Here is a 12,911-nt window from a genome sequence, read left to right on the forward strand (position 1 = left end):
ACCATCATGCCGCGCACGCCGATGGCGGTCAGGGCTTCCCGGACCTCCTCCAGCTTGAACGGCTTGATCGTCGCTATGATGAGTTTCACCTGCATCCCCTTCGCTTGGGCAGGCGCGCGGCCTGCGTCTGTGCAGATGCAGGAAAATCGACCGGCCGGCTTCGGGGAAAGCGCGCTGGGCGGAACCGGCCGGGCAAGAAGGGCGCGGCGCCGTTTTTTTGGGCGCTCGGCAAATTTTGCCTATTTTTTGACCGCCCGATGAACTCCCGTTTGCCGAACCGATGCTCTACATCCTGCCGCAAAGCCGGTAATCTGCGCCGAAAAAGCAGGTTCGGGACGAGCAGGACATGAGCGATTCAGGCCGGAAACCTCCGCGTCTGCGGGCCACACGCGGCACCAGCGGCAACGGGCGCGCTGACCGCCGGGGCACTGCCAAGGGCGGCGCGGCCGGCACGGGCAAAAAGCCCGCCGCGGCGAAGCCCGCCGCACGCAGGCCGGCGCAGCGCGCCCGGCGGCCAGCGCGGCGCCGGGGGTTCGTCGGCAATCTCTTCGCCTTCCTCTGGCGGATCGTCTGGGGCTTCACCTGGCGGGTCAGCCTGATCGTCGCCCTGCTGATCGGCGGCGGCGTGATCTATTATTATTCGACGCTCCAGGCGATGGACGAGCTTCTCGACGGCCGCCCGCGCGGCTCGGTCACCATGCTGGACCGCGACGGTGCGGTGTTCGCCTGGCGCGGCGCGCAGTTCGGCGGCGCGGTGACGGCCGACAGCGTCTCGCCCCACCTCAAGCACGCGGTGATCGCGACCGAGGACAAGCGATTCTACCGGCATCCCGGGGTCGATCCCATCGGCATCGCCGGCGCGATCCGCATCAACCTGAGCGAAGGGCGCGGCCCGCTCGAGGGGCACGGCGGCTCGACCATCACGCAACAGGCCGCGAAGCTGCTCTGCCTCGGCAACCGTTACGACTCGGCCGTCCACGAAAGCGAGGCCGCCTACGAGGCCTCGTGTCGCGAGACGACGCTCTGGCGGAAGCTGCGCGAGGCACTCTACGCGATGGCGATGGAGGCCAGGTATTCCAAGGACGACATCCTGTCGATCTACCTGAACCGCGCCTACATGGGCGGCGGCGCCTACGGCGCCGAGGCCGCAGCACAGCGCTTCTTCGGCAAGCCCGCCGCGGCGGTGGACCCGGGCGAGGCGGCGATGCTTGCAGGACTGCTGACCGCGCCCACCGCGCTGGCCCCCACCACCAACCTGCAACGCTCGCAGGACCGGGCCGCGGTGGTCGTGCGGCTGATGGAGGATCAGGGATATCTGACCTCCGCGCAGGCGCAGGAGGCACTGGCGGAACCCGCGGTCCTGTCCGGCGCGGCAGAAGCGCGCGCGGGCGGCTATTTCGCCGACTGGCTGATGTCCTCGACGCCCGAATACCTGACCCGCGACACGACCGAGGACGTGGTGATCCGCACCACGCTCGACCAGCGCATCCAGAAGGCCGCGGAAGCGGCGCTGGCGGACGTCTTCGAGACCAGGGTGCGCGAAGGGTCCGAGGCGCAGGCCGCGATCGTCGTGATGAGCGCCGACGGCGCGGTGCGCGGCATGGTCGGCGGGCGCAAACAGCGCGTGTCGGGCGTGTTCAACCGTGCGACGCAGGCCAACCGGCAGACAGGCTCGGCCTTCAAGCCCTTCGTCTACGCCACCGCGCTGGAACTGGGCTGGCGCCACGACGACATCGTCACGGACGAGCCGATCACGATCGAGGTGCCCGGTTCGCGCCCGTGGAGCCCCGAGAACTACAGTGACGATTTCTACGGCCCGGTCACGCTGACCGAGGCGCTGGCGCGCTCGCTCAACATCCCCGCGGTGAAGATTTCCGAAGAGGTCGGGCGCGAGAACGTCCGCAGTGTCGCGGCCGAGTTCGGGCTGGTCAGCGATCTCGCGGACGGGCCGGCGCTGGCGCTGGGCGCCTCCGAATCCACCCTGCTGGAGATGACGGGCGCCTATGCCGGCATCCTCAACGGCGGCTCGGCGGTCACGCCCTACGGCATCGTCGACCTGCGCCTCAGGGGCGAGGACGAGGCATTGATCGACAATCTGGGCGGCGGCATCCGCGAGCGGGTGATCCGCGAGGAGGCCGCGCGCGAACTGATCTACATGATGGAGAAGGTGGTGAGCGAGGGCACCGGCGGCCGCGCCCGGCTGGAGGGGCGCGAGGCTGCGGGCAAGACGGGCACCACGCAGGCCGCGCGCGACGCGTGGTTCGTGGGATTCACCGCGGACTATGTCGCCGGCGTGTGGATGGGTTACGACGACAACACGCCGCTCACCGGCGTCACCGGCGGCGGGCTGCCCGCCGAGATCTGGCGCGAGACGATGCTGCGTGTACACGAGGGAACGGAACCCCGCCCGCTGCCGATGCTGCGCCCCGCCCCGCGGCCCGAGCCGCAGCCCCGGACGGCAGGGCAAGAGGCGCCGCGCGACGTGGGGCAGACGGTGCTGGAACAGGTGCTGCAGGATATCTTCGGCGGCGGCACCCGCTAGCGCTCAGCCCATGGTGCGCAGGTCGGCGATCAGCCGGTCGAGGTTCCGGCCCCGACGGTCCAGCATCGCACCGATCTCTTCCCGCTCGGACAGCAGCAGGTTCACCCCCTCGATGAACATGTTGAAGAAACGGTCCTCCCCCGAGCGGTCGGAGACATGGAAATCGACGAAGAACGGGTCCTCGCCGCGCAGATAGGCGGTGGTCCGGACCTGATAGTAGTTCTTGATCTGCGTGACACCCTGCACCTCGAGCCGGCCGCCGATGAACTCGCGGAAGCGCGAGCCGTACTTGCGCGCGATGTAGCCGCGGAACGCGTCGATGTAGGCGCGTTTCTGGGCGGCGGTGGCGCTGCGCCCGTCGACGCCCAAGGTGTAGAGCGCAACGGTCGGCACGTCGGCGTAGCGATTGAAGATGCGTTCGAAGTCGCGGTACATCGCCGCTTCGGACTTGCCGGAGGCGATCACCGCGTTGATCTCGTCCACCAGCGACTGCACGAGCGCGCGGGCGCGCGCCTCGGTCAGCGCGAGCGCGGAAAGCGGCGCCAGCGCGAACAGCGCGCCGCCGGTCAGCGCCAGCGCGCCGCGCCGGGTCATGTCATTCCGCATAGAGTTCCTCGTAGGGATCGGTGAAATCCGCCCCGGACGGCGAGACCTCGCCGCCGGAGAGTTCGAAACGCCGGTTCTGAAGATAGATGAGTCGGCTTTGCGCATAGCTGTCGGCGCTTTCGTGCAGCACCGAATCGACCGCCCCGCCGAAGCGGCCCCGCTTGGCCACGCGTCCCGCCAGCCGCACGGCAAGGACGCCCCGACGCTCGGCCGGGGTCAGTGCCGTGCCCAGCGGGTTGGTGAAGACATCGACGATGCGGCCGGCCGTCCGCCGTTCGGTCGAGGGCCCCAGGATCGGCAACTCCTGATAGGCGCCCTCCGGCACGCCCCATACATGGAGCGTCTGTCCGAAGTCGGTGTCGTCCGCCGGCACGCCGAAATCCGCCGCCACGTCGAAGAGCCCGCCGAAGCCAAGCGTCGAGTTGACGACGAAGCGATAGACGTTGCGGGACGCGAGGCCCAGTTCGCCCTGCAGCAGTCGATTGACCGCCATCTGCGGCGCGCCCAGGTTGTCGGCGAAGTTGACCAGCGCAAGCGCGAGGTCGGAGGGTTCGCCCTCTGCGCTCATCCCGCGCGCGACCGGCCGGGTGACGGCTCGGTCGAAGCCCACGTTGAAGGCGTGCACCCTGCGGTTCGCGGCCTCGTAGGGATCGTGCACGCCCTGCCCCTCGCCGCCGGGCGCGCGCGCGCATCCCGCCGTCAGGCTCAGCACGACAAGGCCAACGAGACACACGATCGGCCGGAACACACGCATTGCAGATCGATCCGTCGACGCTGTCATCAGGCCACCCTTTTCCGACCGGCTGACCGTCGCGCCCCCGACGCGCAGCTGGCACGAGTTCTTCTATAACCTTGTCACCCGATGCGTGCACTGCAAAACTCTGCCGAAGGATGCGGGTAAGGTTTTCTGAATTCCGGTCGTCCAGGATGTGATCCCGTCGCCTCAAGGCCGGCGCCGCAATGGGGCCAGAAACCGCGGGAACGGCGCAATGAAACCAAAGGACGCTCAGCCCGGGCTCGACGAACTGCGCGCCGCGCGTCGTGAGAATCGTGGCTACTTCTGGCTTATCGGGATCTTCAGCTTTTTCGCCAATCTGCTGATGCTGACCGGCCCGATCTACATGCTGCAGATCTACGACCGCGTGCTGGGCAGCCGCTCGGTCGAAACGCTGCTGGCGCTCTCCCTCCTCGTCGCCTTCCTGTATGGCATCATGGCGCTGCTGGACTACGCGCGCGGGCGGATCATGGCGCGTGTCGGGGCGCGGATGCGCGCGCGGCTCGACCAGCGTGTCTTCGACGCGGTGATCCGAAAGTCGGCCGTGTTGCCGGACGACAGCGCCGCGACCGGGCTTCGCGATCTGGACGCCGTGCAGCGCCTGACCGCCTCGCCGGCCCTGATGTCGTTCTTCGACATTCCCTGGACGCCCTTCTTTCTCGTCGGCATCGCGCTTTTCCATCCCTGGCTGGGCTATCTGGCGGTGGGCGGCGGCATGATACTGATCGTCTTCGCCGTGCTGAACCAGCTGATGAGCCGGCGGTCGTCGACGCGCGGCAACCAGGGGGTCTTCAGGTCCGACGTCATGGCCGGGCAGATCCGGGACGAGGCCGAGACGGTGCAGAGTCTGGGGATGCGCGGCAATGCCTTCGCCCGCTGGAAACGCGGCCGGGACGAGGCGCTGGACGACATGCTGGAGTCGGCCGATGTGTCGGGAACCTTTGCCGCGATCACCAAGAGCTTCCGCCTGTTCCTGCAGTCTGCAATGCTGGGCCTTGGCGCTTTTCTCGTGCTGCGCGGCGACCTCACGCCCGGGGCGATGATCGCGGCCTCGATCCTGCTGGGACGGGCGCTGGCGCCGGTCGAACTGGCAATAAACAGCTGGCAACTCTTCCAGGCGGCGCGCCAGGGGTGGGACTCGCTGGCGCGGCTGCTGTCCGAGGTGCCCCCCGAGCGGGCGCTGACGGCGCTGCCGCGGCCGCGCGCCCGGCTCGACGTGCAGCAACTGACCGTGGTGCCGCCGGGGGGCTCGCAGGCCTCGCTTCGCATGGTGACCTTTTCCGTTCAGCCGGGACAGGCACTGGGGGTCATCGGCCCCTCCGGGGCGGGCAAGTCGACGCTGGCGCGCGCCCTCACGGGCGTCTGGCGGCCCGCGGGCGGGCGCATCCGGCTCGACGGGGCGACGCTCGACCGCTACCCGCCGGACGTGCTGGGCGAATACATCGGCTACCTGCCACAGAAGGTGGAACTCTTCGACGGCACCATCGCCGAGAACATCGCACGCCTGTCGATGACGCCTGACGCGGCAAGGGTGGTCGAGGCCGCCGTGAAGGCCGACGCGCACGAGATGATCCTGCAACTGCCCGAGGCCTACGACACGCGGGTGCGCGGCGCGGGAGCACGCCTGTCGGGCGGCCAGATCCAGCGCATCGGGCTGGCGCGCGCCCTCTTCGGCAACCCGGTGATCCTTGTGCTGGACGAGCCGAACTCCAATCTGGACAACGAAGGCAGCGCGGCCCTGAACGCCGCGATCCGGGCGATGAAGGCGGACGGCAAGGCGGTCCTGATCATGGCGCATCGGCCGGCCGCGATCCGCGAGTGCGACCAGCTTCTGATTCTCGATCACGGCGCGCGGGCGGCCTTCGGCCCTCGGGACGAGGTCTTGCGGCAGGCGGTCAAGAACCACCGCGAGATCCTCGAAGCGCCGGGAACCGGAGGCGTTGCATGACCGAAAGCTCCAAAGACGGCAAGAAACCGGCGGCCCGGGCGCCTGCGACGGACACGCCGCCCCCGGCAAGGCCTGTGGTCGGAAGGGCACCGCTCGATGACGCGAGCAGGGCCGCGCCCACCGGATCGGCCCCCGCCCCCGGCGTGGACGGCAGGCCTCTGCCAGTGGCCGGCGCATCCGATGCGACCGCGACGGGCGGGGCCCCGTCACCGGCCAATCGCGCCTACGGGCATGGCATGACGGGCACGGTGGATCCGGCCACGTCACGCGGCGGCGCCGGGGCCGGCAAAGGCGCAGCAACGCGGCGCGGCACTGCGGAACGTGCCGCTCGCGGCAGCACCGCCCCGACGGGCACGCGGCTGCGGATGCGCACGCCGGTTGCGGTCGGCGCCCTGGCAACGCTGCTGCTGGTCGGCGGGTTCGGAAGCTGGGCCGCGCTGACGGAAGTCTCCGGCGCCATCATCGCGCCCGGTCAGATCGAGGTCGAGCGCAACAGGCAGATCGTGCAGCATCGCGATGGCGGTATCGTCGAAGAGATCCTGGTCGACGAGGGCGACAGCGTGGCGCAGGACCAGCTTCTGCTCCGGCTCGACCCCAGCGATCTGCGCACCGAACTCACCATCGTCGAGAACCAGATTTTCGAACTGATGGCGCGACGGGGCCGGCTTGAGGCGGAGCGCCTTGGCAGCGACGAGATCAGCTTCGACCCCGAGTTGCTGGACCGCGCGGCCGGGCACGACGATATTCGCGACCTTGTCGAGGGGCAGGAGCGTCTGTTCGAGGCTCGCGGGGAATCGATCGAGCGCGAAACCGAACAGCTTCAGCGCCGTGCGGCCCAGATCAGCAACCAGATCGAAGGGATCGAGGCGCAGCAATCCGCGCTGTCACGACAGCTCGAACTCATCGAGCGGGAACTGGTGGGACAGCAAAGCCTGCTGGACCGCGGCCTTGCACAGTCGAGCCGCGTGCTGTCGCTGGAACGCGAGCAGGCGCGCCTGTCCGGCCAGATGGGCGAGCTGACCGCGCAGATGGCGCAGTCCGAAGGTCGGATCACGGAAATCGATCTGGAGATCCTGAAGCTCGACACGCAGCGCCGCGAGGATGCCATCACGCGCCTGCGCGACCTGCGGTTCCGGGAACTGGAACTGGCCGAGCAGCGGCTTGCGCTGCGCAAACAGCTCGCGCGGATGGAGCTTCGCGCGCCGGTCGGCGGCATCGTCTACGGCATGCAGGTCACCACGCCACGTTCGGTCCTCAAGGCGGCCGACCCGGTCATGTTCATCATCCCGCAGGACCGCCCCCTGGTGATCGTCGCGCAGGTCGATCCGATCGACATCGATCAGATCCGCGTGGGCCAGGAGGTGACGCTGCGCTTTTCCGCGCTCAACCAGCGGACGACGCCGGAGCTTTTCGGCACCGTCCGCCTTGTGTCTCCGGACGCCTTCACCGACGACGACACGCGCCAGAGCTACTACCGCATCGAGATCATGCTTCCGGAAGAACAACAGGCGCGGCTGCCCGACACCGTGACGCTGGTGCCGGGCATGCCGGTCGAATCCTTCATCCAGACCGAGGCGCGCACGCCGGTGACCTACCTGGTCAAACCGCTCACCGACTATTTCGCCAAGGCGTTCCGCGAAAGCTGAGGGTCCGGAATCGCGCTTTCCCCCGTGCCGCGCTGCCTGTAGCGTCGCGCCACGAACCCGAGCAAGGAGGCAGTCATGGCCGGACACGAAGCGCGATTGAAGGAGCTGGGAATCGACCTGCCGGAGGCCAGCGCACCGGCGGCGAACTATGTGCCGTTCGTGAAGGCGGGCGGATTGCTTCATGTCTCGGGTCAGATCTCGATGGACGAAACCGGACGCCTGATCACCGGCAAGCTTGGCGCGGAACTCGACACCGCCGATGGCGCAGCGGCGGCAAAGCGCTGCGCGCTGATGCTGCTCGCGCAGGTCCGGGCGGCCTGCGACGGCGATCTGGACCGGCTGAAGCGGGTGGTGAAGCTCACCGGCTTCGTCAACTCCACGCCGGATTTCACGGAGCAGCCCAAGGTGGTGAACGGCGCCTCCGACTTCCTCGTCGAGGCGCTGGGCGACGCGGGGCGGCACGCGCGCTCGGCCGTCTCGGCGGGCGCCCTGCCGCTCGGCGTCGCGGTCGAGATCGAGGGGATCTTCGAAATCGAATGACGGCGCTTCCTGCGGACTTCCTGCGCCGGCCCGTTGCACATCGTGCACTGCATGGGCCGGGGCGACCCGAGAACAGCCGCGCAGCGGTGCGCGCGGCGGTCCGGGCCGGCTACGGCATCGAGATCGACCTGCAACTGTCGGCGGACGGGCAGGCGATGGTCTTTCACGACTACGACCTTGGCCGGCTCACCGGCGAGCGCGGCGCGGTTGGCGCGCGCAGCGCGCACGAGCTTTCGCAGATCGCGCTGTCGGGCGGCGACGGCGAGGGCATCCCGACGCTTCGCGACATCCTGGCGATCGTGGCAGGCCGCGTGCCGCTGCTCGTCGAGCTCAAGGACCAGGACGGGCGCATGGGCCCCGACGTGGGCGCGCTGGAAGAGGCCGCGGCGCGGGCGCTGGCGGACTACGCCGGCCCCGTGGCGGTGATGTCCTTCAACGGGCATTCGGTCCGGCGCATGGGCGAGTTGGCGCCGCATCTGCCACGTGGCCTGACGACCAGCGCCTATGACGCGACCCTCTGGCCGCATTTTCCCGAGAGCCTGCGGGCGCATCTTCGCGAGATGCCGGAACTGGCCCGAAGCGGCGCGACCTTCGTCAGCCACCAGGCCAGCGACCTTGGCCGCCCGCGCATCGCCGAACTCAAGGCGCGCGAGATGCCCGTCCTGTGCTGGACGATCCGCTCGGAAGAGGATGAGCATGCCGCGCGGCGCCTGGCCGACAACATCACCTTCGAAGGCTATGCCGCCGCAATCCCGGCTTGAACCGCCCCGCGCCCGGCCCAGATTGAGAGATCGAAGGGGACGCGATGCGCGACGACACGGTGGAAGTCCAAACGCTGACCAGCCTGGACCGGATCGCGGCCGAGGACTGGGATGCCTGCGCCTGTCCGGAGGCCGACAATGGTGGCCGCCCGTATGATCCCTTCACCACGCACCGCTTCCTCAAGGCGCTGGAGGACAGCGGCTCGGTCGGCCCCGGCACGGGATGGGAGCCGCATTACCTGACCGTCCGGCAGGGCGGACAGGTGATCGCCGTCGCGCCCCTTTACGCCAAGGGCCACAGCCAGGGCGAATACATCTTCGACCACAACTGGGCGCATGCCTACGAACGCGCCGGCGGCCGCTACTATCCCAAGCTGCAGATCGCCGTCCCCTTCACCCCCGCCACCGGGCGGCGCCTGCTGGTCCGGCCGGGGCACGAGGCCGCAGGGCGGGCCGCGCTGGTGCAGGGCGCGGTGCAGATCGCCTCGGACGCGGGCGTCAGTTCCGTGCACATCACCTTCTGCACCGCCGAAGACGCCAAGGCGGGCGAGGCGATGGGCCTGATGCATCGCGTCACCGAGCAGTTTCACTGGGTCAACCGCGGCTATGCCGATTTCGACGGCTTCCTTGCCGATCTTTCCTCGCGCAAGCGCAAGACGATCCGAAAGGAACGTCGGGTCGCCAACGATTTCGGCGGCGCGATCCGGATGCTCACCGGCGACGACCTGCGCCCCGCGCACTGGGATGCCTTCTGGACCTTCTACCAGGACACCGGCGCGCGGAAATGGGGGCGCCCCTACCTGACCCGCGCCTTCTTCGACATAGCGCAGGAGCGGCTCCGCGACGACATCCTGCTGATCATGGCCGAGCGTGACGGCGACTGGATCGCCGGCGCGATGAACCTGATCGGACGCGACACGCTCTATGGCCGCTACTGGGGCTGCACCGAGCACCACCCCTGCCTGCACTTCGAGGCCTGCTATTACCGCGCCATCGACTATGCCATCGAACACGGCCTTGCGCGCGTCGAGGCCGGCGCGCAGGGCGAGCACAAGCTCGCCCGCGGCTATCTGCCGGCAGAGGTCCATTCGCTGCACTGGATCGCCGAGCCCGGCTTCGCCGAGGCCGTCGGCCGCTACCTCAAGGCCGAACGGCGCGCGATCGCGCAGGACATCGAGGTACTCACCGCCTACGGGCCCTTCAGGAAAGCACAGGTGGAGGAACGGGAATGACGGAGCTTCTCAGCGACACGGGCCGCGAGACCATGCTGGCGCCGCTCTTCGAGTCCGGCTGGAAGATGGTCGAGGGGCGCGACGCGATCGCCAAGACCTATCAGTTCGCCAATTTCGTCGAGGCTTTCGGCTTCATGACCCGCTGCGCGCTCTGGGCCGAGAAATGGGACCACCACCCGGAGTGGTTCAACGTCTACAAGACCGTCGAGGTGACGCTTTCGACCCACGACGTGGGCGGGCTCAGCGCACTCGACGCAAAGCTTGCGCGCAAGATGGACCAGCTCGCCGGCTGAGCGGGGATGCTCGGTCGCCGCCCCTGCGGGCGCTCCTCGCGAGGAGCCCCGCCAGGGGGCGACCGAGCGCCTCGTTCACATCGCGGCCAGCAGCGCCTCGCCCGCCGTCGCCTCGCAGGCGCCGGGGTTCTCTTCAAGGTGCAGAAGCGTCACCTTGCCGTCCTCGACCAGCATCGCGTAGCGCTGCGACCGCCCCATCAGCCCGGCGGGCGGGGCGTCGAAATCCATGCCGATCGCCCTGGTGAACTCCGACAGCGGGTCGCCCAGCATGGTGATCCCGGCGGCGTCTGCGCCCGTGGCCTCGCCCCAGGCGCTCATCACGAAGGGATCGTTGACCGACACGCAGATGATCTCGTCCACGCCCTTGTCGTCGAACTGTTCCTTCGTCCGCACGAAGCTGGGCACATGGGCCGAGTGGCAGGTGGGCGTATAGGCGCCCGGAACGGCGAAGATCACCACCTTGCGCCCCTTTACCTTGTCGCCGATCTGCACCGGCGCGGGCCCCTCGGCCCCCATCGCCATGAGCGTCGCATCGGGCAGCCTGTCGCCGACTGAGATCATCTTCCTCTCCCTCGCGGAATTGCCATTCACCAAGGACGGGATATAGGCTCCGCCCGACACGGGGGCCACTGCAAAAAGCCGGGAGAGCGGGGATGGACAGCATCGTGGTCGTGGGCGCGGGTCAGGCCGGCGCATCGCTGGTGGCGAAGCTCCGGGCAGAGGGCTATACCGGCCGCCTCACGCTGATCGGCGAGGAGCACGCGCCGCCCTACCAGCGTCCGCCGCTCTCGAAGAAATACCTGATGGGCGAGATGGCACTGGACCGCCTCTACCTGCGCCCCGAAAGCTTCTACGCCGACAACGGGATCGACCTGCGGCTCGACGAGACCGTCGTCGCCATCGACCGCAAGGACCGGCAGATCATCGCCGGCGGCCACGCCCTGCCCTACGACGCGCTCGCGCTCTGCACCGGCGCCGTGCCGCGCCGCCTGCCGGGGTCGCTGGGCGGCGAGTTGCGCGGTGTCCATGTGGTCCGCAATCTTGCCGATGTGAACGAAATGGCCCCCGCGATCCGGCCGGGTGCGCGCGCGCTCGTGGTGGGCGGCGGCTACATCGGGCTCGAGGCCGCGGCGGTCTGCCGCTCCGCCGGCATGGAGGTGACGCTGATCGAGGCCGCGCCCCGCATCCTCGGCCGCGTCGCCGCCCCGGAGACAGCCGACTGGTTCCGCGCGCTGCACAAGCGCCACGGCGTCGACCTGCGCGAGGGCACGGGCCTCGACCGGCTGACCGGCGAGGAACATGTGACCGGCGCAATCCTCGCCGACGGCACGCGTCTGGACCTCGATCTGGTGATCGTCGGCATCGGCATCAGCCCCTGCACCGCCCTGGCCGAGGCGGCCGGCCTTACCATAGACAACGGCATCGCAACGGACACCTTCGGGCGCACCGCCGACCCCGCGATCTGGGCCGCGGGCGACTGCGCGAGCTTCCCCTGGCGTGGCGAACGCATCCGGCTCGAAAGCGTGCAGAACGCCATCGACCAGGCCGAAGCGGTCGCCCGCAACATGCTGGGGGCAGAGGCGCCCTACGACCCCCACCCGTGGTTCTGGTCGGACCAGTACGACGTCAAGCTGCAGATCGCGGGGCTGAACGCCGGCTACACCCACGTCCTGCGCCGCCCCGGCGCGACCGAAACATCCGCCTCGCACTGGTATTTCGCCGGCGACCGGCTGATCGCCGTCGACGCGATGAACGCGCCGCGCGACTACATGGTGGGCAAGCGCCTGATCGAGGCGGGCAAATCCCCCGATCCCGCCGCGCTGGCCGATCCCGCAACCGACCTCAAGGCGCTCCTCGCGGCGTGAGGATCGTGGGCGGCGCCTGGCGCGGTCGCGCGCTGACAGGCCCCGGCGCGGCCGGCGGGCTACGCCCCACCCAGGACCGCGTGCGCGAAAGCCTCTTCAACGTGCTGGGCGGCGGCCGCTTGGGCGACCCGCTGACCGGTGCCCGCGTGCTCGACCTCTTCGCCGGCACCGGCGCGCTGGCGCTCGAGGCGCTGTCGCGCGGCGCGGCGGAGGCGATCCTGGTGGACAACGGCCGCCCGGCTGCCCGGCTCATCGCGCAGAACATCCGCGCCTGCGGCGCCGGCGACCGCGCGCGCCACCTGCGCCGCGACGCGACCCGCCTGGGCCCCAACGAGGGCGCGCCCTTCGACCTCGTCTTTCTGGACCCGCCATACGGGCGGGGGCTGGGCGAGACCGCGCTGGAGGCGGCCCTCGCCGGCGGCTGGATCGCCCCCGGCGCGCTCGTGATCTGGGAGGAAAGCGCGCGGATCGCGCCGCCCGCCGGGCTGCAGCTTCTCGAAACACGCCGCTACGGCGACACGACGCTCGCCGTCCTGCGGGCCGGGACGGAAGACAGCTGATCGCGCAGCTTCCTGAGCGTCAGCCGCGACCGGGAACGCGCGCTGGCGGCTCCAGCGACAGCGACCCGCCCGCCGGAAACCGCCGTGCCGCCCTGCAAGAGGTGCTTCCTCTTGCGGGAAATACCCTCGGGGGGTGAGGCGGC

13 protein-coding genes are annotated in these 12,911 nt (G+C 69.5%); 9 read left to right on the forward strand and 4 right to left on the reverse strand.

The genetic code is table 11. From position 1 onward, the window contains the following. Positions 1–95, reverse strand: a 95-nt coding sequence (locus ACLFOB_RS11020) for a P-II family nitrogen regulator (protein ID WP_410926107.1), incomplete at its 3' end; no start/stop codon positions are given. Between the two features lie 251 nt (positions 96–346). Here ACLFOB_RS11020 and ACLFOB_RS11025 point away from each other — a divergent pair. Continuing rightward, positions 347–2,542, forward strand: a complete 2,196-nt coding sequence (locus ACLFOB_RS11025) for a transglycosylase domain-containing protein (RefSeq protein ID WP_410926099.1) — start codon at positions 347–349, stop codon at positions 2,540–2,542. 3 nt (positions 2,543–2,545) lie between these two features. On the opposite strand, the gene ACLFOB_RS11030 is transcribed toward ACLFOB_RS11025, so the two are convergent. Together ACLFOB_RS11030 and ACLFOB_RS11035 are read right to left on the reverse strand one after the other, a co-directional pair. Continuing rightward, entirely contained in the window at positions 2,546–3,136 is a 591-nt protein-coding gene (locus tag ACLFOB_RS11030) for a phospholipid-binding protein MlaC (RefSeq protein WP_410916026.1), read from the reverse strand. Position 3,137: 1 nt separating this feature from the next. Next, on the reverse strand, positions 3,138–3,902 hold the full coding sequence (locus ACLFOB_RS11035) for a VacJ family lipoprotein (protein ID WP_410916027.1): 765 nt from the start codon (positions 3,900–3,902) through the stop codon (positions 3,138–3,140). Positions 3,903–4,137: 235 nt separating this feature from the next. On the opposite strand from ACLFOB_RS11035, the gene ACLFOB_RS11040 reads away from it, so the two are divergent. From ACLFOB_RS11040 to ACLFOB_RS11065, 6 genes are all read left to right on the forward strand, one after another. Then, positions 4,138–5,871, forward strand: a complete 1,734-nt coding sequence (locus tag ACLFOB_RS11040; RefSeq protein WP_410926100.1) for a type I secretion system permease/ATPase — start codon at positions 4,138–4,140, stop codon at positions 5,869–5,871. A 365-nt stretch (positions 5,872–6,236) separates the two neighbouring features. Next, complete coding sequence (locus ACLFOB_RS11045; protein ID WP_410926101.1) at positions 6,237–7,517, forward strand: HlyD family type I secretion periplasmic adaptor subunit; 1,281 nt, start codon at positions 6,237–6,239, stop codon at positions 7,515–7,517. Positions 7,518–7,592: 75 nt separating this feature from the next. Beyond that, positions 7,593–8,057, forward strand: coding sequence for a RidA family protein (locus ACLFOB_RS11050; protein WP_410926102.1), 465 nt, complete (start codon positions 7,593–7,595; stop codon positions 8,055–8,057). Then, positions 8,054–8,818: a glycerophosphodiester phosphodiesterase family protein gene (locus tag ACLFOB_RS11055; RefSeq protein ID WP_410916032.1), complete on the forward strand. Its 765-nt coding sequence runs from the start codon at positions 8,054–8,056 to the stop codon at positions 8,816–8,818. Before ACLFOB_RS11050 ends, ACLFOB_RS11055 begins: the two co-directional genes overlap by 4 nt. A 44-nt stretch (positions 8,819–8,862) precedes the next feature. Next, positions 8,863–10,050, forward strand: coding sequence for a GNAT family N-acetyltransferase (locus ACLFOB_RS11060; RefSeq protein ID WP_410926103.1), 1,188 nt, complete (start codon positions 8,863–8,865; stop codon positions 10,048–10,050). Continuing rightward, the gene (locus ACLFOB_RS11065; RefSeq protein ID WP_410916034.1) at positions 10,047–10,343 is read left to right on the forward strand and encodes a 4a-hydroxytetrahydrobiopterin dehydratase; all 297 of its coding nucleotides are present in this window, start codon (positions 10,047–10,049) and stop codon (positions 10,341–10,343) included. The genes ACLFOB_RS11060 and ACLFOB_RS11065 overlap by 4 nt, the downstream gene beginning before the upstream one ends. A 75-nt stretch (positions 10,344–10,418) precedes the next feature. Here ACLFOB_RS11065 and ACLFOB_RS11070 read toward each other — a convergent pair whose 3' ends face one another. Further along, the gene (locus ACLFOB_RS11070) at positions 10,419–10,904 is read right to left on the reverse strand and encodes a peroxiredoxin (protein ID WP_410926104.1); all 486 of its coding nucleotides are present in this window, start codon (positions 10,902–10,904) and stop codon (positions 10,419–10,421) included. 92 nt (positions 10,905–10,996) lie between these two features. Here ACLFOB_RS11070 and ACLFOB_RS11075 point away from each other — a divergent pair, with 92 nt between their 5' ends. After that, the gene (locus ACLFOB_RS11075) at positions 10,997–12,208 is read left to right on the forward strand and encodes an NAD(P)/FAD-dependent oxidoreductase (RefSeq protein WP_410926105.1); all 1,212 of its coding nucleotides are present in this window, start codon (positions 10,997–10,999) and stop codon (positions 12,206–12,208) included. Continuing rightward, the gene (rsmD, locus tag ACLFOB_RS11080; protein ID WP_410926106.1) at positions 12,205–12,768 is read left to right on the forward strand and encodes a 16S rRNA (guanine(966)-N(2))-methyltransferase RsmD; all 564 of its coding nucleotides are present in this window, start codon (positions 12,205–12,207) and stop codon (positions 12,766–12,768) included. Before ACLFOB_RS11075 ends, rsmD begins: the two co-directional genes overlap by 4 nt. The last annotated feature ends 143 nt before the right edge of the window (positions 12,769–12,911 follow it).

Source organism: Rhodosalinus sp. (assembly GCF_046542825.1).
Taxonomy (GTDB): Bacteria; Pseudomonadota; Alphaproteobacteria; order Rhodobacterales; family Rhodobacteraceae; genus Rhodosalinus.